The organism is Microcoleus sp. (assembly GCF_041354475.1).
In the GTDB taxonomy this organism is placed as follows: Bacteria; Cyanobacteriota; Cyanobacteriia; order Cyanobacteriales; family Microcoleaceae; genus Microcoleus.
This window is the reverse complement of the sequence record NZ_JBGJZU010000098.1, coordinates 1-23461: the sequence shown is the minus strand read 5'-3', so window position 1 is coordinate 23461 and position 23461 is coordinate 1. Positions and strand designations below refer to the sequence as shown.

Here is a 23461-nt window from a genome sequence, read left to right as displayed (position 1 = left end):
GCAATCACTAGGTTCTCAGGCAGTACAAGATATATGTCAACGCATTGAGAAAGCCTACCAACTATTTTTTAAGCATAACAAGAAAGGAGTTAGACCACCAGGATTCAAGAAAGTTAAGAAGTACAAGTCTTTCACCCTCAAGCAATCAGGTTATAAGTTTGTGGGTGGGAATAGGGTAAAAATTGGTAGTCGAGTTTATCAATTCTGGAAATCCAGAGAGATAGAAGGAACCGTTAAAACTTTAACCATTAAACGCACCCCGTTGGGTGAATTGTTTCTGGTTTTGGTTGTTGACGACGTTAGCCCAGAAGTTGAAGTTAAGACGGGTAGAATCGCTGGTTTTGACTTTGGGTTAAAGACATTCCTCACCTGCTCAGACGGTACAATAATTGAGTCTCCCCAATTTTTTAAACAATCCCTAAACGCTATTAAAAAAGCTAGTAAACAGCATTCTAAAAAGCTAAAAGGCTCATCAAACAGAGAAAGAGCTAGAAAGAATCTAGTACGCAAGCATGAGGATATCTCTAATCGTCGGCATGATTGGTTCTGGAAGTTAGCCCATGAGCTAACTGATAAGTTCGATCTTCTCTGCTTTGAGACTTTAAATCTCAAGGGGATGCAACGTCTTTGGGGTAGAAAGATATCAGACTTGGCGTTTGGTGAGTTTCTACAAATCCTAGAATGGGTTGCCAAAAAGAAGAATAAAGTGGTTGTTTTTATTGGCCAGTGGTACCCCAGCAGCAAGACTTGTCGAGAGTGTGGACAGGTTCTAGAAAAACTAGATTTATCAGTTCGAGAGTGGCGTTGTCCCTCCTGTCAATCGGTTAACGGAAGAGACGAAAACGCCGCTAAAAATATTCAAGCAGTCGGGGCATCGACTGTTAGCTTAGGTGATGTCAGACAGGCTAGTCCTGCAATTACTGCTTGAAGCTAGAATCCCCGTGCGTTCACGCCGGGGAGTGTGTCAACATTGTCCCAGGTTTCGGCGATGGCTAGGCGATCGAGGTTTTCTTCCATGCGATCGGCTATTTTGTGTATAATCCGCGCCCTTTCTGCGGGGTTAGTCTTACCCCAGTTGTCTTTCGCTGCGTGGGCGGCATCTAGGGCTAATTCTACATCTTCGGCGGTCGATCGCGGGATTTGACAAATTGATTTTCCGGTAATGGGAGACAGGTTTTCTGAGTATTTTCCTTTGACTGGTGCTACCCATTTCCCACCGATAAAGTTGTCGTAACGAGCTTGAAAAATCGACTGATTGCCCGATAGAACTGGTGCTGCTATTACCATTTTATTACCTAATTAAAATTTGTTTTTGCGTAGTTCTTAATATCTAGCATCTCCTATTTTTGGATTTTTTGCCCCAGGATATACAAAATTTTACATTACCTAAATATTGAGGCTCGGATTTGAAGATATAATATGAAAACATATTTTAGTGGCACTCGCACTGAATTAGCCCGGAAGCATCCCGATTTTGCATAGGCGAAGCATGACCGCTGTAAATCTCTGGTTATCACTAATAAATTGTCGGCGGTCATGCTTCACCCCTAGGAATATTTGCAAAACAAAGCCTGTTCAATAACTGGCTTTTGTGGAGATTTTTAATTAACTGTGTCGCTGGGGTAGTTCGATCCGAAATTGAGTACCTTTACCCGCTTGGGAAAAATACTTCAATTCCCCTTTGTGCTGCTCGACAATTATGTCATAACTGATAGCAAGTCCTATGGTGCTGGCATCCATGGCAGGTTTCGTAACAAAAAATCGATCGAAAATTTGGGTTTTTATCTCTTCGCTCATGGCGATGCCATTATCAGCAATCTCAATGGCAATGCGCTGACCACTTACCACCTGAGTGCGAATCAAAATCACGGGTTTAAAGTTGATTGCTTCGGACTCGTTCAATTCTTGACTAGACTCTTCCAAAGCATCGATCGCATAACTCATAATATTCAGAAAAGCTTGATTTAGTTGACCGGCATAACACTCAATTTGTGGCAAATTGCCGTAGTCCTTCACCACCTTGATATCGCGCCTGCCTTCGCGAGCAGGTAAGCGGTGTTGCAATAGTAAAAGAGTATTTTCTAAACCGTCGGAAACGTCGAATAATTGCCAACCGGAGCGATCGCTGCGGGAAAATTCCTGTACCGACAAGATAATTTGGCGAATGCGATCGCTCCCCGTGCGCATGGAACTGACAATTTTCAAGAAATCATCCAGCAGGAATTCCACATCCATGTCTTGTTGTTTTTGCAGAATCTCTTCGCTAGGATTAATTAACTGTTTTTGATACATTCGCAAGAGTTCAATCAAATCATTAGCGTAAGTTTGTATGTGAGTCAGATTGCTGTAAATAAAAGTAATCGGATTGTTAATTTCGTGGGCAATGCCAGATACTAATTCCCCCAGGTTAGACATTTTTTCATTTTCTATAATCCGATGGTGGAACTGTTGCAATTCTTGGTGCGATCGCTCCAACTGTGCCCTCAACTGGCGCGATCGAAAACCACCGCGTACCCGCCCCAATAATTCCTGCTTAACTATAGGTTGCAGCACAAAATCGTCCACTAGCACATCTAATTTTGTGGAGTCAAACTGGTCTGATGCAGCCAGCAGAATCACATAGATAGTGCCAAATTCTGAGTTATCCGCCCGCATTCGGTACAAATCTAACCACTCAATTTGAGGTGAAGTCCCATCAAAAATTACCAAATCTGGGGAGGTTTGCTCAGCTAAATCTAACCCGGACTGAGCATCAGGGGCGACTATCACCTGATGTCCCTCCCCTGAGAGGAACTCTTGCAGGACTTCCAAAGTCAGAGCATCCGCGATCGCCAAAATCTTTCCCATAACACCAGCTCCACAAATTACCTTTCAGGATACAACAGCCCGAATTATCACTGTATATTTAAAATTAAAATAATTAAATGTTACCAAAAATTACCAATAACTACCCCAGGAAACCCCAAAAAACTTTAAAATTAATTGATATTATCGTCAATAACCCTTCTCGGTCAGCGCCTGGGAATGCCAATTACCAACAACCCGTCAACTTTGATTCAATCCGAAACACTCGAACTATTAGAATGGTCGCGCTTGTGTCAGCACTTGGCTACCTTCGCGGCCACCAAACTGGGTGTCGCCGCCGCCCTCGACCTCCAAATCCCAGCAACTCAAGCTGAAACAGCAGAATTGCTAGCTCAAACTCAGGAAGCTTATCAGTTGGATAACCGTCCCGGCGGTGGTTTGGCTTTTGAAGGCATCCAAGACATCGGTACTTCCCTGCAACGAGCGGAACTTCAAGGTTTGCTCAGTGGTGAAGAATTGCTGGCGATTGCTACCACCCTGGCGGGAGCGAGGCAATTGCGCCGCATCATTGACAGCCAGCCAGATGTGCCGACACTCAAGGATTTGGCTGCTCAATTACGGACTTATCCTGAAATCGAACAAGAAATACATCGGTGTATAGACGATCGCGCCCAAGTAGCCGATCGAGCCACTCCTAAGTTAGCAGGAATTAGAGTTCAAATACGACAGTTGCGCGATCGCATTTATCAAATACTACAAGGAATTTTGCAGCGACAATCCAACGCCGTCCAAGAACAAGTAATTACCCAAAGAAACGCGCGCTTTGTAATTCCCGTCAAAGCTCCCCAAAAAGATGCAATACCGGGCATCGTTCACGACTCCTCAGCCAGCGGCGCGACACTGTATGTAGAACCCCACAATACAGTAAATCTCAACAACCAGATGCGGCAATTTCTCAGACAAGAACAAGTCGAAGAAGAAGCTGTTCGCCGCGCTCTGACGGAACAAGTAGCAGTAGTCAAACCAGACTTAGATAGATTGTTGGTGGTAGTGACAACTTTAGATTTAGCCACAGCCAAAGCGCGTTACGGCTTTTGGCTAGAAGCAAATCCACCTAATTTTATTGAATTGGGCAATACAGAATTAGCAGCAAACAAGGGAGAAATAGCAGAGGCAGAAAACTCCGAAAACTCAGAAAACCCCAAAGTACAAATTCCCAACTTGCGATCGCAAATCACCCTGCGCCACTTGCGCCATCCCCTGTTAGTTTGGCAACAGCAATACGAACAAGGCTTTCCAGTAGTGCCGATCGATTTAACCATCGCACCGCACATTCGCGTCGTCGCCATCACCGGCCCCAACACCGGCGGCAAAACTGTCACCCTCAAAACCTTGGGATTAGCAGCTTTAATGGCAAAATCAGGAATGTTTGTTCCCGCCCGCGAACCTGTAGAATTGCCGTGGTTCGACAACATTTTGGCAGATATTGGTGACGAACAATCTTTGCAGCAAAGTTTGTCTACTTTTAGTGGTCATATTCGTCGCATCAGCCGCATCTTAGCAGTCTTGAAAAAAGGAGGAGAAGAGGATTCAAACATCCCTATTCCCGATACTTCGACTACCCTTCGACTACGCTCAGGGGACACGGTTCCCGATACTTCGACTACCCTTCGACTACGCTCAGGGGACACGGTTCCCGATGCCCAATTCCCAATTCCCCATTCCCAATTCCCCATTCCCAAATCTTTAGTTTTGCTAGATGAAGTAGGAGCGGGGACTGATCCATCAGAAGGCAGTGCATTGGCGATCGCACTTTTACAATACCTCGCCCAAAACTCCCTATTAACAATCGCAACTACCCACTTTGGTGAACTCAAAGCCCTCAAATATCAAGACTCCCGCTTTGAAAATGCCTCAGTGGAATTTGACGACAGTTCCATGCAGCCCACCTATCGGCTACTGTGGGGAATTCCCGGACGTTCCAACGCCCTCAGCATTGCCAAAAGACTCGGTTTGCTACCAGAAATAGTCGCAGAAGCTCAAACCTATGTTGGCGGAGCGTCTCAAGATGTCAATCAAGTAATTGCTGGACTCGAAGCCCAACGACGGAAACAGGAAACCAAAGCCAGAGAAGCCACTCAACTCCTGCAACAAACCGAACAACTGCACCGGGAAGTTTCTGAAAAAGCAGCAGCTTTGAAAGAAAGGGAGCGAGAACTAAAAATTGCTCAGGAAGTGGCGGTAAATGAGGCAATAGGCACGGCAAAATCAGAAATTGCTCAAATCATTCGCCGCTTGCAGTCTGGCGACCAAACGGCTCAAAATGCTCAAGTTGCGACAGAAACCTTAAATCAAATTTCCGCCAAACACCTGCCCTCGCGGAAGGAACCGGCGAAACCGAAACCGGGTTTTATGCCAAAAGTGGGCGATCGCATCCGCATTCCCAGCTTGGGCCAAACCGCCGAAGTCCTCAGCGGGCCAGACGCTAACGAAGAATTAAGCGTCAGGTTTGGGATTATGAAAATGACAGTCAAACTAGCAGAAATTGAATCCCTCGATGGTCAAAAACCTGAAACTAAAGCCCAATTAGCCAAGATAGCGGCCCAAGCCCAAGCACAGGCTACTGCTAAGGCCAAACAAGCTCTGTCGGAAGTTCCCAAACCGAATCCTGAAATCGCCATTCGGACTGCTAATAATACGATCGACTTGCGAGGCGCGAGAGTTTCCGATGCGGAAATTGAAGTAGACAGAGCTCTTTCCAAAGCCTTTGAATACGGAGTGCTGTGGATAGTTCACGGCAAAGGTACGGGACAGTTGCGACGGGGTATTCACGAATTTCTGGACACTCATCCCCAGGTTTCTCGCTATGAGTTGGCTAGTCAAAAAGAAGGAGGTGGAGGTGTGACGATCGCCTTTTTGAAGTAGTCAGGATTGAGGTGTTTCTGGTGGATTACTGATTATAGGTTTGTAGGCAGCAAAACAAGCTGGATTGAATCTATGATTTGGACTGCCTATAGCGAGTGTAAATGAGTTGTGATTTTTTTTTAACGAACCGCGAAGACGCAAAGAACGCGAAGTTCGGAAAGAGAAGAGAGTTTTACGACTCATTTATACTCGCTAGATACTGCAAATGTGGCATAATTTAAAATTGAGTTCCCACTTGAGTAAACTGCCAGACTAATGAGACAAGCTCCCTCAAATGAAGTTTTGGTTGGCGACTGTCGTGAAGTGATGAAGACATTGCCAGAAAATTATTTTTCTGCGTGTATCACTGACCCGCCTTATAATTATGAATTTATTGGTCATAAATGGGATGACTCGGAAATTCAAAGGCGTAGGGAAAAAGTGAATGGCAAGGGAAGTAAAACCCTTGTTAAAAACATTCCCTATGGCAGTGGTTTAGCAGGTGGAGTCAGAAACGAAAAATGGTATCAAAGGAATCGTAAAAATACTCTGGATTATGAGAAGTGGTGTTTGGATTGGGGTGAGCAGCTTTTTCGGATCTGCAAACCGGGTGCGACAGTTTTAGTTTTCAACAGCACAAGAACTGTTGCTCACGTACAAGTAGCCCTGGAAAATGCTGGATTCTATGCGAGAGATATGCTTGTTTATAAAAGATCGAGTGGTATCCCTAAAGGTGTCAATATCAAACAACAGTTTGAAAAGAAAGGATATGAAAATCCCGAAAAATGGGATGGTTGGCACAGTTGTCTCAGGAATGAATGGGAAGCAATCTGCGTACTTCAAAAACCACTGGTCAATAATTATTTGGAAACTCTACAGGAGTATGGTACTGGTCTATTTTATACTAAAGATCGGTTTGGTGGTTTTCAGTCAAATATTTTAGAAGGTATACAGCGTGAGAAAACCGAGGAGTTTAACGTCCATTGTACGGTTAAACCGATCGCTCTCATGAGACAACTGGTCGAAATATTTGTACCGCGTTTGGAAAATTCTATTCTAATCGATCCTTTCGCAGGATCGGGAACTACATTAGTGGCGGCGCAAGAATTTGGCATTAGGTATGTTGGCATTGAAATAGTACCTGATTACATAGAAATTATCAACAAGCGCCTAGATAGTTTCAGCGGTGTACAGGGAATTCTCCCACTCTTTCAGTAAGAAATGACTTTAAATCAAACCCACTTATTGTTTGTATAAAATCAAACGAAGCATCGCCAGTGTAAACTCTCCAAGTCCCTACTTGGCAGGCTGTAATAGCTGCGGGCAAATTATCTTGTCTAAGTATTAAAAAAACTGGCTCGTAATTATGAGTACGAAGTAGTGGGCCATAGGATTTGAACTTTTTCAGTGTTCCAGAATCTCCTGAGCCAATACGATATTTTGTATCGATCGCGTACCCATCAACAATCAGATCGCACGGCTCATCACTTCCCACTTTAAATGCTGGCTGAAAACTACTGCAATATGCTTTGCAGGTTTCCGTAACTAACAATTGCCAACACATTCCTAACTCACGTCCCCAATATTGCTTATTTTCTTTTTTTATTATGGGAGAGATACCAAACACATCCATTAAAATATCGTGTTCTTCATTCTCTTCTGTGTAAACTTTCTCGGTAAATGAATTTTGGTATCTTGCTAAAATTTGCTCTAGTTTTTTTTCAGTCATCATCAGTTACCAGTTCAGCTAAACTAACGGATAATGCCTTGGCTATTTTGTTTGCATTAAGCAGCGTTATATTCCTTTCACCTCGTTCAACTGAGCCAATATAAGTACGATGTAATTCAGATAGTTCTGCAAGCTGATCTTGGGAAAGATTTCTGAGCTTTCTGAAATGTCTAACTTTTTTGCCAAATTGCTCCGTAATATCCATAGATTGCGCCAGCTTAAGCAACGACAACTATAATCTGACAGACTATAAGTAGCGACAGACTATAAGTAGCATTCGAGATAGCTAGAATCTTTGGATTGATATAGGTCCCGATCGCTTCAAAACACTGATTTGATTTTGGTCACTCTGTGGAGTAGCATAGTTGGGGGGAAATTTTGGTTATGGGTTTGTTTTGGGCGATCGCACTTAAAAACGCAACTTTGCAACTCGCAATTCCGTCTAACAGTCAGGGCTACCGGAATCAAAGCTCATGGGTGTGGATCAAAATTAACAGAGTTGTTTTTGCGATGCTGGTCACAAGCGCCATCACCGCACACTGTTAGAGATCCAGCCTGAACCTGTCTTAATTTTCAATGCTGAAGCTATGCGCTCGATCGTAAAGTCCTCCACTCCCACCAACGAAGCGGGCACATCTCCCAACTGGGAAGAATTGACCCAAAAAGCACCAGAACCTACCCAGTTGGACAACATTAAATCTCAACTGGATTTAGTGCTGTTAGCCCTAGAGGCACTGGCGGGGATTGGCTCGGAGGCAATACTCAAGGTGGCAGTCGAACTGAATTTAGAGTCAATGGTGGCCGATCGCGTGGCATTATGGCGACTACGCCAGTCTAACCCGCTGCGGAAAGGCCAGGGGGGACGGAAAAAACTGGATGTGGAAGAAGCCCGATCGCTGGTTTTGATTAGCTGTCATTTGGCAAAACAGCACCAAGCCTTAATCCGTCGCGCTGTAGCACTGCTAGAACAAATGGCAGAGCAAAATCGCGAACCTCACACCGTCGCTTTGCTGGGAGATTATATCGACAGATTCAGTAATACTTATGGCGATCGCATGGAAGATGCAGAAAACTTATCCGGCGCACAACTAACCAATTTAGCTCTCAAACTCTTGATCGATCTACTTTTTTACAGCAGTCCCGGCGGCCACCGTCGCCTCTGGTTAGCTCTGCTCGATCGGGCTAAAAATTAAGTATAAACTCATGAAATGGAGGCAGAGCCGACCGATCGGCGTTACCAGGCAGAGCCTGGTAACGAGAATTCCTTCTTCTTCCTGAATTTCCCCCCTTGGGGGGGGGCAGGGGGGGGTGACTTCTTCCTTCTTCCTGAATTTCCCCCCTTGGGGGGGGGCAGGGGGGGGTGACTTCTTCCTTCTTCCTGAATTTCCCCCCTTGGGGGGGGCAGGGGGGGGGTTCCTTCTTCCTTCTTCCTTCTTCCTTCTTCCTTCTTCCTTCTTCCTTTCTTTTATGGTTCTAAAACGGTACACGCCCCCCACTTGCACGCTGGAAATTACAGCTAAAAGTTCGCCCCTATCTCGTTGGGCGGGCAAACCCGTGTTGAAATCTCTCAGTTTTGAACTGCGACTCGACGATCCGCGACTGCCAGATACCGAACACGTTACTCTCAAGGGCGATCGGCTGCAACTAGAAGCCCTCCACGAAGCAGTCAACTTCTACATTCAAAACTTTCTGGGCGAATCCCGCCCTTGGGAAACCAGCCTCACATCTGAAGCTAAGGATAGCCTGGGGAAAACTGACTCAGCACCAGCCCGCAGCCCCGTCATCCTGCATGAATCTTTAAACCCTTCAGAAACAACAATTTTTGAGTCAAACTCTTCAGAGGCACAAAAAAATGCGGATATTCCGGTTCATCCCCACTTGAAACCCCGCGGCCTGCTCTCCCACAACTTATTCTTAGGCTCTTTGACAGTGGCAGAATCCGGGCCGGTAGTTCCCTTGAGTACCGTCCAACTGTTTGATTTAGCCACGGCTTTGGATCAATACAGCAGCGAGGTGATGGCACTTCCGAACCTCGGTCGATCGCCCCAACGCCCCCTCGCCTCACCTTGGGTCAAAGTGGCTGCAATGGTTGTAGCCAGCGTCGGTTTAACCACAGGTGTCATCAAAGTGCTTCAGCAGAGTCGATCGGCAGAAATCGCCTCAGCCCCCGGCACTCAAGCATCCAGCCCAACTCCCCAGCCAAACCTAGCCGTAGGGGTGTCTCCCAGTCCGACCGCAACACCAACGCCCCCAGCGCCAACCCCCTCAGCCACACCAACCTTGCCACCCCTGCCGCCCCCGCCCCTCAACAGCAACCCATCCTCCAGTCCCAGCTTACCCCCCATCGCCGCCTCTCCAACTCCCGCCATTAACAAGCCCAGCCCCATCCAGCAGCCCGCCGTGCTATTTCCACCTAACAACAGCGCACCCAATGCAGCACCCAATGCAGCACCCAATGCAGCACCCAATCCTCAAGGGCAAATAATCACCATTCCCGCACCCGCAGAACTGCCAATTTCTGCCCCTTCCCAGCCACCCCCAGCACCCAATGCACTCCCCCCCGCGCCACGGGCGCCACAGAGACTAGCTCCCCCCGTACCACCCAGGCTAGGGCCCACCGCAGCGCCACCCCTGCCGCCCTCCCTATCTGCTTCGCGGCTCCCAATTCCGCCCCAAGAATCAATCCCTCGTCCCATCGGGCCGATTGTTCCCCCAAGCAGTACGGAACTACCACCCCTTGAGGATGCTCAACCCAAAACTGAGTCAGACAAAAACAAAGTAGCGAGTGGGAGCAAAGCCAATCGCACTTTATTTGATACAATCCCCCAAGTTTCTGAAGCGAAAACTTATTTTGAGCAACGCTGGAAGCCGCCAGAAGGTATGCAAGAAACTTTGGAATACAGTTTGCAGATAGATGAAACAGGGTCTATCCAAAATATTATGCCAATGGGAAAGGCAGCAGGAGATTATATCGATCGCACAAATATGCCTTTAGTCGGTGAGCCTTTTGTTTCTGCTGTTTCTAATGGCACTCCCCCCAGAATTCGAGTTGTTCTGCGGCCCAACGGTCGAGTCCAAACTTTTTTGGAACAAAGTAATTAAACTTTGTTATTGGTTATTGGTTATTGGTTATTGGTTGTTTGTTATTTGTTATTGGTTATTGGTTATTTGTTATATCAAATCCGGTAGCATCTTAACTATTCATCTCTTTATTCTCTCCCTCTGTGTTCTCTGTGTTCTCTGCGGTTAAATCATTCCGATGCAACGGTCAACAATATTATTGGTTGTTGCTTGTTGGTCATGATAACTATATCGTACCTGTAGGGGCGGGTTCACCGACAATTTTTCTCACCCACAAACAATCTTAATAAACCCGCCCCCACCCAAGGAATAACCCCCAACCACTTACTCCATAGCGAATCACCATATAATCTGCAAAAAAGAACGATCGCCCTTTCCATCCATCCCCGCCAATCTACCTGGATGTGGGGTGACAAAAAGTGCGATCGCCCTTTTGACAAATCACCAATAACTACCAACTAATCATCAGAATCATCCTCAAAAGTCTCCTCAAAACCAGCTAAAAAGTCATCCAGGGCGATGGAGGCGATCGCCAAATTAAAACTATCAGCATCTTCCAATCCCCACGTATTCACCCCCACCACTTGACCGGCCATATTAATCAACGGGCCACCAGAATTTCCCGGATTAATCGACGCATCAGTTTCTAACACCTTCACCTCAGCCATATCATCCTCATCATCCTCACCTTCCTCATACTCCTCCGGTTCCCGAATTCCACTAATAATCCCCTGACTTACAGCAGCAGCCAACTGTCCCAAAGGATTTCCCACAGCAATTACTCGATCGCCCACTTTCACATCAAAACACAACTCTAAAGGAGGATATTCTTCAGGAGATTCTACTTGTTCGCCAGTCTTCGGATCGAGCACAAAACCAGTAATCAACAGCAAGGCTAAATCCTCTTCCGCATTACCAGTAAATATCACCTCAGCCATTCTCAACTTGCCGTCATTAGTTTCCACTAAAACCTGTTCGACTTCATCTTCCTCATAGAAATAATCCTCATCAGCAATATCTTCCACAACGTGATAGTTAGTCACAATCGTGTCCGGCGTTACAAAAAAACCACTACCCGAAGAAATTTCTTCTCCCGTATCCCAATCCATCACATAAACTGAAACTACAGACGGCAAAACTTGCTCAACTACATCAGAAAAGTTGCCAGTCTGAGTTTTGAACTCTTTCAATTGCTGCTGCAAAGCTTTTTTATCTGCCTGCATTTTGCGATAAAGTTGCTGAACCTTTGCCAATTCTAGCCTTAATTGAGTTTCCCGAACGCTCATATGTTGCCTTTCCCTGAAATAGATTGATTGATCTTGGCTGTTTGATTGTAGATTTCTGCTCGGATGTTTACTGTTATTAAGACTGACGCAGAGAAACCCGGTTTCTAGAAAAAATCGTTGATTTTACGACCTGATATAGAAGAATCCGGGTTTCATAAATCCAGGGTCTAAGTCCTATTTAAAACTCCCATCTAAAATCTACAAGCAGACTGCTAATGTACCTGTTTTGCCAAAGCGAATCGCCAATGATTTTATTGTACAAAAGGCGATAATTCGCGTCTAAAACCGTAAAAAATAGAGCTATTGAAAAGTTCAAGAGCCTCGTTGAACTTCCCTAAAAATTTCCTCCAAAATTTCACTAGCTCCCTGGGCACGCAAGCGGTGCGCGAGGTCAATCCCCAGCAGTTCAGCAGTGTCTGCACCACCACTAACGGTATCTTTCACAAATCGCAGACCATCTAAACTAGATACCATTCCGGTTAAAGTCAATTGACCATTTTCGATTTTGGTATTAACACCGATCGGCACTTGACAGCCGCCTTCCAATTCCCGCAGAAAAGCCCGTTCAGCATAACATCTTTGGGCAGTTTCCGAGTGTTCTAGAGCTTTAATTATTTCGAGAATTTCTGGATCTCCAGCGCGACATTCGATGCCCAAAGCACCTTGTCCGACGGCGTGGAGGGAGATTTCCGGGGCGATAACTTGGTGGATGCGATCGGCCATACCCAATCTTTCCAATCCCGCAAATGCTAAAATAATCGCGTCATAACCGCCATCATCTAATTTAGCAAGTCGAGTATTCAGATTACCACGAATATCTTTAAATTCAAAATGAGGGAAATGATGGCGCAGTTGAGCAAGTCGTCGCAGGGAAGAAGTGCCAATAACTGCACCTTTTGGTAGTGTGTCAAGCTGCTTATCTTTGTGCTTTTCATGAACGACAAGAGCATCAGCAGGATTTTCCCGTTCGGTAATACATCCTAAAATTAAACCTTCGGGCAAATTGGTAGGCAAATCTTTCAGGGAATGAACGGCAAAGTCCGTTTCATTGTTCAGCATTCCCGTTTCTAATTCTTTAGTGAAAAGTCCTTTATCACCAATTTTAGCGAGGGCAACATCAAGAATTATGTCCCCTTGGGTGGACATCGTGTGGACTTCAAAAGTGTGTTGCGGGAAATGTTTCTGTAGCTCTGCTTGCACCCAGTGTGTTTGAACTAGAGCGAGTTGACTTTTGCGGGAACCGATGCGGACGGTTCGTGAGGGAGCAGATGCGGTTGTAGACATAAGATCGAGCTTGAAATGAGCCAATATATTCACCTGATCTAGCCTACCGCAGGTGGGGACTTTAATCAATCATGATATGAATTTTTATTACATTTTTGGCGATCGCAACTGGTAGAAATACACGAAATAGCTTACAATCCTAAGTAAATCAATCAAATTGCGATCGTATTAAAACTATGAAAAGTGCTATTGAGATAGCTGGTTATTTTTTATGTCGAGTCGAACGAGAAGTCGGTGATACAATTTCTCTTCTCAAGCTACAAAAACTCGTATATTATGCCCAAGCTTGGAGTTTAGTATTTAGAAGCCAGCCACTATTTTATCAAGATATTGAAGCTTGGGTTTCCGGCCCAGTTGTTCGTGATGTTTGGCATGAGTATGAAGCTTATAAGTACAGCGATATTCCATCTCCCAATAATTTTAATGAAGAATTTGACGAAGATGAGAGCGAGGTACTCGAAGAAGTCTGGAATGCTTATGGAGAATTAAGTGCTAAACATTTAGCAGAATTAACACACTCAGAGATGCCTTGGTTAAACGCCCGCAAGGGATTAGAAACTGCTGAAAAATCAACGAACATCATCTCTCACGATGACATGAAATCTTGCTATGCACCTTTAGTGGAGGCATAGATGGGAAAAAGTGCATTTATTACTATTTTCAAGAACAGGCTTTCCGGCCTGTTCCACAAACTAGACCCCATCAAAACTCAACGCTTCCCAGCTTTAATCGCCGAATTTGCCATCTTAATTACATCAGCTTCCCGTCCATTTTTAATTGCTACCGTATAGAGAAATCCCTGACTTTTCCACTCAACAGAAGCTGTGCAGTAAGCCCCACAACCGTTATGAAAAACTCCTTTCATACCCCCCGCAAGTTGCACATTTTTTAACGTCTTAGTTACCCCTTCGATTTTTGTCGAAAACTCACCACCTTTTTGAGCTCGAATTTCCCCAAAAGTGCAAGCTCCCGTACCACGACAATCTGCTGTATACTCCATTGAAATAGTATAGCTATCTGCTTTTGCCGTGGTTTGATAGTAAAGTTTTTCTGAATCAAGAAGACTGGGAATAAAAATCGGCACTTGCGTTTTGCCTTTTAACTGGCGCAAAATTTCACTTGCTTTAACCGCAGTACCCGCTTCTGCAAGTTGTTTTTTTTCCCCTTGTCGCTGCGGTGATGCCGACACTCCAAAAGCTACGGATGTAGGTACTAAAGCAGTCAATAGGCACACAGAAGTTGCCACAATTAAGAATTTTTTGCTCATTTTTTTCTCAATTTTAAAATATTCGAGTTGTTCACAGAACCGGATTCACCTAGGTAAAACCATAATTCAAAATACAGAAGCAATAATAGCTTTTCCGTAAAAATATTTTTTTTACATAATCTTGACAAACTTGCTAAAATATGAGACCACAGATAAGATAGAAAAGGCGAGTAATTTAGGAGTCGATCGTGGAACTGCAAGAGTATTTGCGCCAGTACGGATTAGAAAAATTGTCTGAAACTTATCATATCAAAGTTACGCGCGATCGGCAATATCCTCATCTCGTCTGTCTGAAATACTCGCAGATAGAATCCCCGCTGGGCGAAAAAATAGTCCAACAGTGTCGGGGAATCATTTTAGACTCATCCCAAGATTGGCAGATAGTTTCTTATCCCTACGACAAATTTTTTAACTACGGAGAAATTCACGCCACTACAATTGACTGGAACACTGCTAAAGTCTACGAAAAACTCGATGGTTCTCTAATTGTACTTTATTTTTACAATGGAGAATGGAGAGTGCAATCTAGCGGAACTCCCGACGCAGCGGGCGAAGTTAACGGTTTTGGATTTAGCTTTGCGGAACTGTTTTGGAAAGTATGGCAAGAATTGGGATATCAATTACCGTCAGAAACCGACCTATGTTTTATCTTTGAGTTGATGACACCTTACAATCGAATAGTTGTCCAACAAAGAAACAATCAAATCGTGTTTCATGGCATTCGTAATACTCAAACATTGCTAGAAATGGAGCCGACTACTTGGGCTGAAAAATATGGATGGGAATTAGTCAAGTCTTATGCTTTGACTAGCTGGAAGGAAGTTATCGAAGCGTCTCAGCAGTTAGACCCAATGGATTCGGAAGGATATATTATCTGCGATGCTAAGTTTAACCGAGTTAAAGTTAAATCTCCGCAATATGTGGCGATTTCCCATCTGCGCGAAGGGTTTTCAACTCGCAGGATGATCGAGATTATTTTAACTAATGAAGGGGAAGAGTTTTTAGCTTATTTCCCTGAGTGGACTGAATTGTACCAAAAAGTTAAGGACAAATATCAATCTTTGGTGCAAGAAATTGAGGAGGTTTACCGACAGCATGAATCTATCGAAGTTCAGAAAGATTTTGCGTTTGCTGTGAAGCATTTGCCCTATTCGGGAATTTTGTTTTCCTTGCGGGCGCGCAGAGTTGCGGGGGTGAAAGAAGCTCTCCGTGATGTTACTATTCATAAGATAGAGGAGTTATTGGGTTTAGATTATATCCATCTAGGTTTGTGAGGTTTGCAGAGAATCGGCGGTTGAAACCGCTACTACACAAACAAAGTCCGCCTACGCGGACTAAAGAATTAAGTTGCAAATTACCAATTACCATGAAAAGAGTTATTGTACTTGTCGGTTTACCTGCTTCGGGAAAGTCTCAATTTGCGCGAGAGTTGCTGCTGTCTGAACCTGCTAGATGGGTTCGGAGTAATAAAGATTTGTTGCGAGAAATGGCTCATGCTTCTCATTGGTCGCCGGCGAATGAAAAGTTTATTGTGGAGTTGAGAGATAGGATTATTTTGATGGCTTTGGAAAGTGGCAAGCACGTCATTGTTGATGATACTAATTTTGGCCCGCATATCGAACATATTAAACAGTTAGTTAAAGGTCAAGCTGTTGTCGAAGTTAATGATTCTTTTCTGCAAGTTCCGGTGGAGGAATGTATTAAACGGGATTTGAAAAGACTCAATTCTGTTGGCAAAGATGTGATCATGAAGATGTACAATAAGTATGTACGGGTTCCCGTGCAGCCACCGGAATATAACCCTGATTTGCCTGATGCAATTATGGTTGATATGGACGGTACTTTGGCGCTTCTGAATGGTAGAAATCCTTTTGATGCTTCTAAGTGCGATCGCGATTTACCGAATCAGCCCGTCCTAGATACCATCCACAAGTGGCAGTCTAGCGTTAATATTATCGTAGTTTCCGGCAGAACCGATGATTGTCAGCCTCAAACTGAGAAATGGTTACAGCAGTATGAGGTTAATTATGCTGGTCTTTATCTGCGGAAAACCGGAGATATGAGGAAGGATGCGATCATGAAAGAGGAAATTTATCGGCAGCATATTGATGGGAAGTATAACATTAAGTTTGTTTTGGACGATCGCCAGCAAGTTGTTGATATGTGGAGAGGCTTGGGATTGACTGTATTCCAAGTAGATGAAGGGGATTTTTAAAGAAGACTCGGCGGTTGAAACCGCGTCTACACAAACGAAGTCCGCCTTCGCGGACTAAGAGATAAACGCGGTATTTAAGCTGGGTTTATTTAATTTTTACGGCGGCAGTCCTAAAGAAATTAATGCAAACCCTGACAAATAAACCCAGACCAATAAATCAAATCATCAAAAGGATTTGACATAGTGTAAAGATTTTTCTGCAAACTTTCATATCCTTCCTTTCGCTTCCGAATCTCAACTTCCTCCTCCGTTTTCTTGTTCAACTTCTCCTCCAACTCTTTATACTCAGCCGTACCATCTTCATATTCGTCCTCCTGCGATTCCAAGCCTTCTAATTCTTCCTGTACCAGATTCAATTTTCGCTTTAAATCCCCAATAATTTTCGGAAGCAGGGCATCGATTTGCGGTTGATAAAGCTTCTTCAACTCCGCCCCCGAAATCGTCCGCAACCGCACCTGCGCCCGCCACAAAGCCCCTGGGCGACTCAAACCTTCCAGACGATACTGATAGTAAAAAATCGAAAACAGCGAAGTAGCAAAATCATCCACCGCCCACAAAGTGCTGACCACACTGCGCGCGCCCGCACACAAAAATCCCGTACCCAAACTAAGCAGATTATCCGTAATTTCCGTGGAAGCTAAATTAGTTTCGCAGCAAGACATAAACACATCGGATAACTGCGGCAAGCGCCAACCGGGAGTCATCAATTCCCCTAACGTGATACTTCCATCCCCTAAAAACAATCGCGATTCTAAAGGCTTGTCCAAACGCGAGACAGCGTGGTGACTGGAGTGGATGACATTCACATTTTGGGCAAGGTTTCGATAGGTGGCGACTGTTGCTTCTTTACTTCCTTTTAAGCGCTCAGATTCTGTCACAATTGTGGCAATTTGTTCGCACTCAAAAGGAGTGAAGTACAAATCATCCGTGGCATTTTCCACAATCCCGTATTTCGGCGATTCAATGGTGGGACGTTGACTGCAATACTCCAAAATTCGGCAACTGGGAATATAACGAATCAGGAATTTATCACCAAGAAACCGGGGGTTTTCTTGCCCCCCCCTTCTTAAGGGGGGCTGGGGGGGATCAATCGGCAAAGCCGCCAACGGAATCTGATGCAAATACAGATGCGGAATCACAATCAATTCCTCAATCCCATCCAAACAATTACCAATCAACTCATCAACCTTCAACCGCCGCGACAACTGAGACAAAAACTCACCCATCCCCTGTTGCCAAACTTTCCGATTCTCCACATAAGGCAAAAACCAACCCTTCTCAATCCACTTCTGAAAACTTACCCAACCCTCACCCTGACAAGTGTGAATCTGCGGCGCTTTATCCTTGTAAATCACAAAAACATGAGTGTCATCCTCCGTCGTATAAAAACAAAGAATCGCCGTCTGCGAATTATCAATGAGTTTCTGAATTGCCACAAACTGCATCGGAACTACTTGAACTTGTCCCGCTAAAACTGGATCTAAAGTGCGGATGTTTTCCCAGATTCGCTGTTTCTCGACTTCCAATTGTTGAATCTTCTCCGTGTAAGCAGACAAACCTGCCCGACTCCGCGACGAACTCCCCACACCAGCGAATCCCTTATTCCCCTCAGATGGATTGCGGAGTTGTTCGACTTCTGCGTCAATTTCTCGCTGCTTCGCCTCAAATTCCCGCAAATAATTTTGCACTGCGGGCGGAATTTCGCCTTTAGCATACAAGTCATTGCTGTGCATTAAATCCACTAACCGCTGAGCACGGGTTCTGTCGCAATATTCGATCGCTTTGTCCAGTTGGTTGTTGTTGATAGCAGCTTGAATAGCTTTTTCGTAAACGCGGATGGATTCTGCTAAAATCTGTTGGCGGATATCGTCGGAAGTTGCCCAACTTCTGCTTTTTTCTACTGCTTGAATTGCTTTCTCGAATCCTTCCAGGGCGATGTCCCAGAAACCAGCAGTGAAAGCAGTATCGCCGAGGTTTCTACCCGATTGCAAGCAGTCTAAAGGGAAAGCAGTAGGAGTGCGAATTTCTAATGCTAAGCGATAACAGGAAATTGCCTCTTCAATATTCGCCGCCCTGAGTCCATCTATTCTGTCCCTATAGGCATTCCCCAAATTATTTTGAATCATTGCCCATTGTTCGGGATAATCCTCGCGCTTATAGACTTCTAACGCTGCGGTATAACAGGCGATCGCAAGTTCAATATTCGCCGCCCTGACTCCCTCTATTCTGTCCCTATAGGCATTCCCCAAATTATTTTGAGTCACTGCCCATTTTTCGGGATAATTCTCAGGGGTGTAGACTTTTAAAGCTTCCCGATAACAGGCGATCGCAAGTTCAATATTCGCCGCCCTGACTCCCTCTATTCTGTTACTATAGGCTGTCCCCAAATTATTTTGAGTCATTGCCCACTTTTCGGGATAATTCTCAGGGGTATAGACTATTAAAGCTTCCCGATAACAGGCGATCGCAAGTTCAATATTCTCCGCCCTGACTCCTGCTATTCTGTGACTATAGGCAGCCCCCAAATTGTTTTGAGTATCTGCCCATTGTTCGGGATAATTCTCGCGCTTGTAGATTTCTAAGGCTGCGGTATAACAGGCGATCGCAAGTTCAATATTCTCCGCCCTGACTCCTGCTATTCTGTCACTATAGGCAGTCCCCAAATTGTTTTGAGTCATTGCCCATTGTTCGGGATAATCCTTGCGGGTACGGACTTCTAAGGCTGCGGTATAACGGGCGATCGCAAGTTCAATATTCTCCGCCCTGACTCCTGCTATTCTGTTTTTATAGGTATTCCCCAAATTGTTTTGAGTCATTGCCCAATCTTCGGGATAATTCTCGCGCTTGTAGACTTCTAAGGCTGCGGTATAACAGGCGATCGCAAGTTCAATATTCGCCGCCCTGACTCCCTCTATTCTGTCACTATAGGCAGCCCCCAAATTATTTTGAGTCAGTGCCCATAGTTCGGGATAATCCTTGCGGGTATAGACTTCTAAGGCTGCGGTATAACAAGCAATGCCTATTTCTAAATTCCATGCCCGCCGCCCTAGGGAAAACTGCTGAATTAAGTTGCTAAGATTGACAATAACTCCTGCGATTAATGCAGCTTTTTCTGAGGTAAGTTCTGTGAATGTGGCTATAGCCCAAATTGGCAATACTTGAGCAAATTTTAAATCCAATTTGTCGAGGTTTTGTTGTAAAATAGGATAGACAACTTGAGGATTTCCCTCACTTTCTATCATTGCCCCTAACACCTCCATCAAGAAAGATAAATACTCTTCAGGAGTTGCTGTACTGCGGACATAATTTGCCAATTGTGCCGCTAGACTTTGCAACCAAGCTGCATTCGAGTTGCCCTCTGCCGCCATATTCTCCGCTTCCGCCTCCACGATTTGCACAAAATTGGCATCAACTAACTCTCGATTGGCGTTGAGAATATCATCTTCTTCACCGTTAGGGCACTCAAGCAGGGCTTGAATCAGTTGGAGATAGGCGTTGAGGCGTTGTTCGTCCATTGGAGTTTACCTTTGATTTTGTGTATATATATCTATCGCCAATTTCGGGGGAAATTATGCAAAATTGCCCAAAAATCTTGTAGGGGCGGGTTCACCAACCATCTCCGGTAAAAACCCACAATCTCGAAAACCCGCCCCCACCCCATGCAAAAACTCCAACAAACACAATATTCTTATTCCAAGTGCGAGAGGCTTAAAGAGGCACTTGCACTAACCGCCTGACATCATCTCCCAGCCGAGTAAAATCATTAGGGTTAAGAGTCAACAACACATCCACACCTGCTTTCAGTGCAGCTTGAGCAATTAACCCATCGTAAATCCCTCCCCCTGGCAGGTTTAAACTAACCATTCTACTTACTGTTGTTTGGTAATCCTCCGCAGTCAAAACAACCCAATCGAAATCACTCAAATTCTCTACAATTAACCGCTGTGCTAACCCAGGATTAATCCGAGGTTGACGAGGAATTCGAGTAAGTACCGAGTAAAGTTCAGCTATAGTGTGAGTTGAGACAAACGCTTCAATCTCCCCCGCTCTAACTCGCTCCAACCAAGATAAGCTTTGAGAGTGACTGGGATGATCTTCTATTAACCCTGCTACCAGAACGGAAGTATCGAATAAAACGTTCATTCTTAAATAAATTTCTCCATTCTTTCGGCGCGCATCTCGTTAACAATTGTATTCCAATTCATCATTCTTTCAGTTGGGCTTAATGCTGCTTTGACGACTAAGACTCCACCAACATAATGAACCAAAGCTTCTTCACCGATATTTTCTGATTCGCTGTTGGCAGTTTCATCGGATGGCGAAGCTACTTCTTGGTTTCTCCGCTGCCACAACAAAAAATCAGCAAACTTGAAGATTTCTTGCAGTTCTCTTTCAGAAAAGTTTTTCAGTTGGTCAACAATTTTTTCTTGGATAGACATCATGGCTATTTTTTCCTTGCTTGACACAATAGCTAAATTTAGTTTAACACAAAGGTACGAGGGTTTTGAGTGGCTGTGTTTAATATCTTCAGATGTTGTAGGGGCGGGCGCATTGGTGTCAACTTAAGGCTAAAACACTTGAAAAATCCTGGTTTTATGCCAAGTCTAGATCCCCCTAAATCCCCCTTAAGAAGGGGGACTTTGAGTAAGTTCTTGTCCCCCCCTTCTTAAGGGGGGCTAGGGGGGATCTAGATTTAAGAGTCAAACAATTGTCTCTGACTGGGTTTGACCTTAAGTTGACACCAATGGGGCGGGCGATGCCCCTACAATTTATGGCAATTTATCCATATTTATGGGATATTGCCGATTTATGACAAGGCAAAATCATCGCCATCTCCCCAAATCTCAGCTAATTTTTTCATCCACTTTTTAGCAATCCGATTCAGTTTCGCTTCCACTTTCGTATCAATATCTGAAGATTGATGACCAGATAAAGATGTCTCTCTATTTCCCAAACCGCCACTGCTAGCACCAATTCCTGCTAAAGCTTTCCCCCCTTCATATCCCCAGTCAGATTTATCGCTACTGCGATAAACTCCATTCAGAATTGCCACAATTTCCGAAATAGATTTGTTTTGCAACTTCTCCCGAACTTGTGCTTTTACGGTGTGATCTTCTTTTAAATCCGATAGCGCTTCTTCTAAATCCGATAGCGCTTCTTCAAGTAGAACTTGCGTCACCGGAATTCCCAACTCAATCCGATCCAAATAATCCAACAATTCCTCAATTGGTTGGAGATTAACTAGAGAAATCGCTTCAGTTTCATCCACAATTTCCCCAGCCGGAATAAACCCCAAAAGTTTGACTTTATCGAAAGGTTCCGCAAACTGAACGGCGATATAAGCAATGCGATTTTCGCGCACTTCCGGCAGAGAAATCGCCGTTTCTCCAAGCATAACCGGACAGCATTCTATCTTGCCAATTCCCGGTAAGACTAAATCAGCGACATCCAAAACCGCCCGCATTCCTGGATACCAACTATCACCGCCATCAATATCGGTTTCCCATTCCATCCATTCCAAAAAATAGTTAACCGCCCAAACCGCCAAGGTATTGAAATAAACCCGTTTGCCTTTTAGCGGATTAGCTTGCTCTGAAGCAAATTGCAAAGCCAAATTGCGCGCAGTTTGCTCCAGAGGAATTTCTAACAAATAAGTATCCATGCTATTCACCATTATTCCTCCGGTTGATATCCAAACTCAAGTACAATTTCTTTAAGTAGCGGCAAACTTGCTCTTTTCCAATGAGAGTTTAGAGTTTGATACTTAATGTTTAACTCTCTGGCAATTACAGACAATTTATCAGGAGGGTCTTTCAGCAATCGCCGTGCGAGTAACTGAGAATTAGCATCCGGTTTGTCACTGGGATAACTGTTTCGCAGTTTTCCATCGGGGTCGTCTTCAATATACTGCCAAAGTTCGCGACCGATGCGCTGCTGATTTTTCGATTGTTCTTCCTCAATCAGTTGCTCAATCCCAACTTCTGTGGTATCATCAGCCATTCCTTCAGCATCAAATTCTTCACCTGTTTTGCTCTTATTTGGAGCATCCAAACTAAAAGTAAAAGGTTGCCGTTTCAACTTGCGATATTGGTTGCAGACTTTGTTCTGAATGATTTGATTAAACCGCTTAACCACTCTGGTTCGCAACACATCATCAGCGATATTATCGAGGTCAATTCCCCGCAAAAATATCGGCAGCGTTTTGAAAAAACCGCCATAGGCTTCATTCACTGCTCCGTCAAAATCAATCTTAGGATCAGGCTCCCGATATTTGCGACTTCCGGGTAAATCGGGAATGAGTTTGCACAATTGATTTTTGAATCTTTCTTGTTCCTGACTCCCCTGTTGGGAGTCTTTCAAGAGTTGTAGAAGTTCGCGTAACTGTTCGTCGGTGTTCACAGGCACGTTGCTATCACATCGGGATAGTTCAATTATCCCAGAGAAAATATCGCTGTAACGTGCCAGGAAGAACAAAGTCAAGGAAATCGGCTTGAGTTCCCAATGTAGCCACAAGTTGAAGCTGGCGGCGACAGGAACTAAGCCTGGTAAGGGTTCGACGGGGGTATCATGTCTCGTCATAGTCTAGTTTTTTGGGTTGATATATTGATGTCGCTGGTGTTGAGGGGTTTATGCAGATTGGGGGAAAGTTTTTTTAGTGGTGTCCCTGATGCGAGGACATCGTACTGCGCCCATTGGGATCAATTTAAGGTCAAACCCAATCAGAGACTGCTGTTTGATGATTAAGGCCTGATCCCCCCTAGCCCCCCTTAAGAAGGGGGGGACAAGAGCTTTCAAAGTCTGTCAAGAAGGGGGGGACAAGAGTCCGATCAAAGTCTGTCAAGAAGGGGGGGACAAGAGTCCGATCAAAGTCTGTCAAGAAGGGGGGGACA

20 protein-coding genes are annotated in these 23461 nt (G+C 44.6%); 8 read left to right on the top strand and 12 right to left on the bottom strand.

The features are described from left to right. Positions 1 to 928: RNA-guided endonuclease InsQ/TnpB family protein (locus tag ACBR23_RS25535; RefSeq protein WP_371125704.1), on the top strand; the 928-nt coding region annotated here is incomplete at its 5' end. A gap of 2 nt (positions 929 to 930) precedes the next feature. Here the strand turns inward: ACBR23_RS25535 and ACBR23_RS25530 are convergent. Together ACBR23_RS25530 and ACBR23_RS25525 are read right to left on the bottom strand one after the other, a co-directional pair. Beyond that, positions 931 to 1287 (bottom strand): aldehyde dehydrogenase family protein, encoded by a 357-nt coding sequence (locus tag ACBR23_RS25530; protein WP_371120092.1) that lies wholly within the window; start codon positions 1285 to 1287, stop codon positions 931 to 933. A 318-nt stretch (positions 1288 to 1605) separates the two neighbouring features. Then, positions 1606 to 2847: a sensor histidine kinase gene (locus ACBR23_RS25525; protein WP_371120091.1), complete on the bottom strand. Its 1242-nt coding sequence runs from the start codon at positions 2845 to 2847 to the stop codon at positions 1606 to 1608. A 204-nt stretch (positions 2848 to 3051) separates the two neighbouring features. On the opposite strand from ACBR23_RS25525, the gene ACBR23_RS25520 reads away from it, so the two are divergent. Both ACBR23_RS25520 and ACBR23_RS25515 read left to right on the top strand, forming a co-directional pair. Further along, entirely contained in the window at positions 3052 to 5730 is a 2679-nt protein-coding gene (locus tag ACBR23_RS25520) for an endonuclease MutS2 (protein WP_371120100.1), read from the top strand. A 255-nt stretch (positions 5731 to 5985) separates the two neighbouring features. Then, positions 5986 to 6927, top strand: coding sequence for a site-specific DNA-methyltransferase (locus tag ACBR23_RS25515; RefSeq protein ID WP_371117088.1), 942 nt, complete (start codon positions 5986 to 5988; stop codon positions 6925 to 6927). Here ACBR23_RS25515 and ACBR23_RS25510 read toward each other — a convergent pair. Next, positions 6890 to 7441 (bottom strand): hypothetical protein, encoded by a 552-nt coding sequence (locus ACBR23_RS25510; RefSeq protein WP_340519004.1) that lies wholly within the window; start codon positions 7439 to 7441, stop codon positions 6890 to 6892. The genes ACBR23_RS25515 and ACBR23_RS25510 overlap by 38 nt on opposite strands. Then, on the bottom strand, positions 7431 to 7643 hold the full coding sequence (locus tag ACBR23_RS25505; protein ID WP_096828795.1) for a helix-turn-helix domain-containing protein: 213 nt from the start codon (positions 7641 to 7643) through the stop codon (positions 7431 to 7433). The genes ACBR23_RS25510 and ACBR23_RS25505 overlap by 11 nt, the downstream gene beginning before the upstream one ends. Before the next feature lie 382 nt (positions 7644 to 8025). On the opposite strand from ACBR23_RS25505, the gene ACBR23_RS25500 reads away from it, so the two are divergent. Next, positions 8026 to 8631: a DUF3038 domain-containing protein gene (locus ACBR23_RS25500; protein ID WP_341737732.1), complete on the top strand. Its 606-nt coding sequence runs from the start codon at positions 8026 to 8028 to the stop codon at positions 8629 to 8631. A gap of 274 nt (positions 8632 to 8905) precedes the next feature. Beyond that, a complete protein-coding gene (locus ACBR23_RS25495) occupies positions 8906 to 10540 on the top strand; it encodes a DUF4335 domain-containing protein (protein ID WP_371120090.1) in 1635 nt (544 codons plus the stop codon). 437 nt (positions 10541 to 10977) lie between these two features. Here ACBR23_RS25495 and ACBR23_RS25490 read toward each other — a convergent pair whose 3' ends face one another. Together ACBR23_RS25490 and hemC are read right to left on the bottom strand one after the other, a co-directional pair. After that, positions 10978 to 11805, bottom strand: coding sequence for a S1C family serine protease (locus ACBR23_RS25490; protein ID WP_341737734.1), 828 nt, complete (start codon positions 11803 to 11805; stop codon positions 10978 to 10980). A 312-nt stretch (positions 11806 to 12117) separates the two neighbouring features. Next, positions 12118 to 13089, bottom strand: coding sequence for a hydroxymethylbilane synthase (gene hemC, locus ACBR23_RS25485; RefSeq protein ID WP_371120089.1), 972 nt, complete (start codon positions 13087 to 13089; stop codon positions 12118 to 12120). Positions 13090 to 13265: 176 nt separating this feature from the next. Here hemC and ACBR23_RS25480 point away from each other — a divergent pair, with 176 nt between their 5' ends. Then, positions 13266 to 13721 (top strand): Panacea domain-containing protein, encoded by a 456-nt coding sequence (locus ACBR23_RS25480; protein WP_371120088.1) that lies wholly within the window; start codon positions 13266 to 13268, stop codon positions 13719 to 13721. Positions 13722 to 13798: 77 nt separating this feature from the next. On the opposite strand, the gene ACBR23_RS25475 is transcribed toward ACBR23_RS25480, so the two are convergent. Further along, positions 13799 to 14356, bottom strand: coding sequence for a hypothetical protein (locus ACBR23_RS25475; protein WP_371117084.1), 558 nt, complete (start codon positions 14354 to 14356; stop codon positions 13799 to 13801). A 188-nt stretch (positions 14357 to 14544) separates the two neighbouring features. On the opposite strand from ACBR23_RS25475, the gene ACBR23_RS25470 reads away from it, so the two are divergent. Then, the gene (locus tag ACBR23_RS25470) at positions 14545 to 15630 is read left to right on the top strand and encodes a T4 RnlA family RNA ligase (RefSeq protein WP_371120087.1); all 1086 of its coding nucleotides are present in this window, start codon (positions 14545 to 14547) and stop codon (positions 15628 to 15630) included. A 92-nt stretch (positions 15631 to 15722) separates the two neighbouring features. Then, entirely contained in the window at positions 15723 to 16571 is an 849-nt protein-coding gene (locus ACBR23_RS25465) for an AAA family ATPase (RefSeq protein WP_371120086.1), read from the top strand. Positions 16572 to 16690: 119 nt separating this feature from the next. On the opposite strand, the gene ACBR23_RS25460 is transcribed toward ACBR23_RS25465, so the two are convergent. From ACBR23_RS25460 to ACBR23_RS25440, 5 genes are all read right to left on the bottom strand, one after another. Then, positions 16691 to 20086: a CHAT domain-containing protein gene (locus ACBR23_RS25460; protein WP_371120085.1), complete on the bottom strand. Its 3396-nt coding sequence runs from the start codon at positions 20084 to 20086 to the stop codon at positions 16691 to 16693. A gap of 193 nt (positions 20087 to 20279) precedes the next feature. Beyond that, a complete protein-coding gene (locus ACBR23_RS25455) occupies positions 20280 to 20714 on the bottom strand; it encodes a type II toxin-antitoxin system VapC family toxin (RefSeq protein WP_371120084.1) in 435 nt (144 codons plus the stop codon). A gap of 2 nt (positions 20715 to 20716) precedes the next feature. After that, positions 20717 to 21013: a hypothetical protein gene (locus tag ACBR23_RS25450; RefSeq protein WP_371120083.1), complete on the bottom strand. Its 297-nt coding sequence runs from the start codon at positions 21011 to 21013 to the stop codon at positions 20717 to 20719. Between the two features lie 365 nt (positions 21014 to 21378). Further along, positions 21379 to 22245, bottom strand: a complete 867-nt coding sequence (locus ACBR23_RS25445; protein WP_371120082.1) for a DUF1822 family protein — start codon at positions 22243 to 22245, stop codon at positions 21379 to 21381. Continuing rightward, entirely contained in the window at positions 22245 to 23150 is a 906-nt protein-coding gene (locus tag ACBR23_RS25440; RefSeq protein ID WP_371120081.1) for a hypothetical protein, read from the bottom strand. The genes ACBR23_RS25445 and ACBR23_RS25440 overlap by 1 nt, the downstream gene beginning before the upstream one ends. Positions 23151 to 23461: the final 311 nt, after the last annotated feature.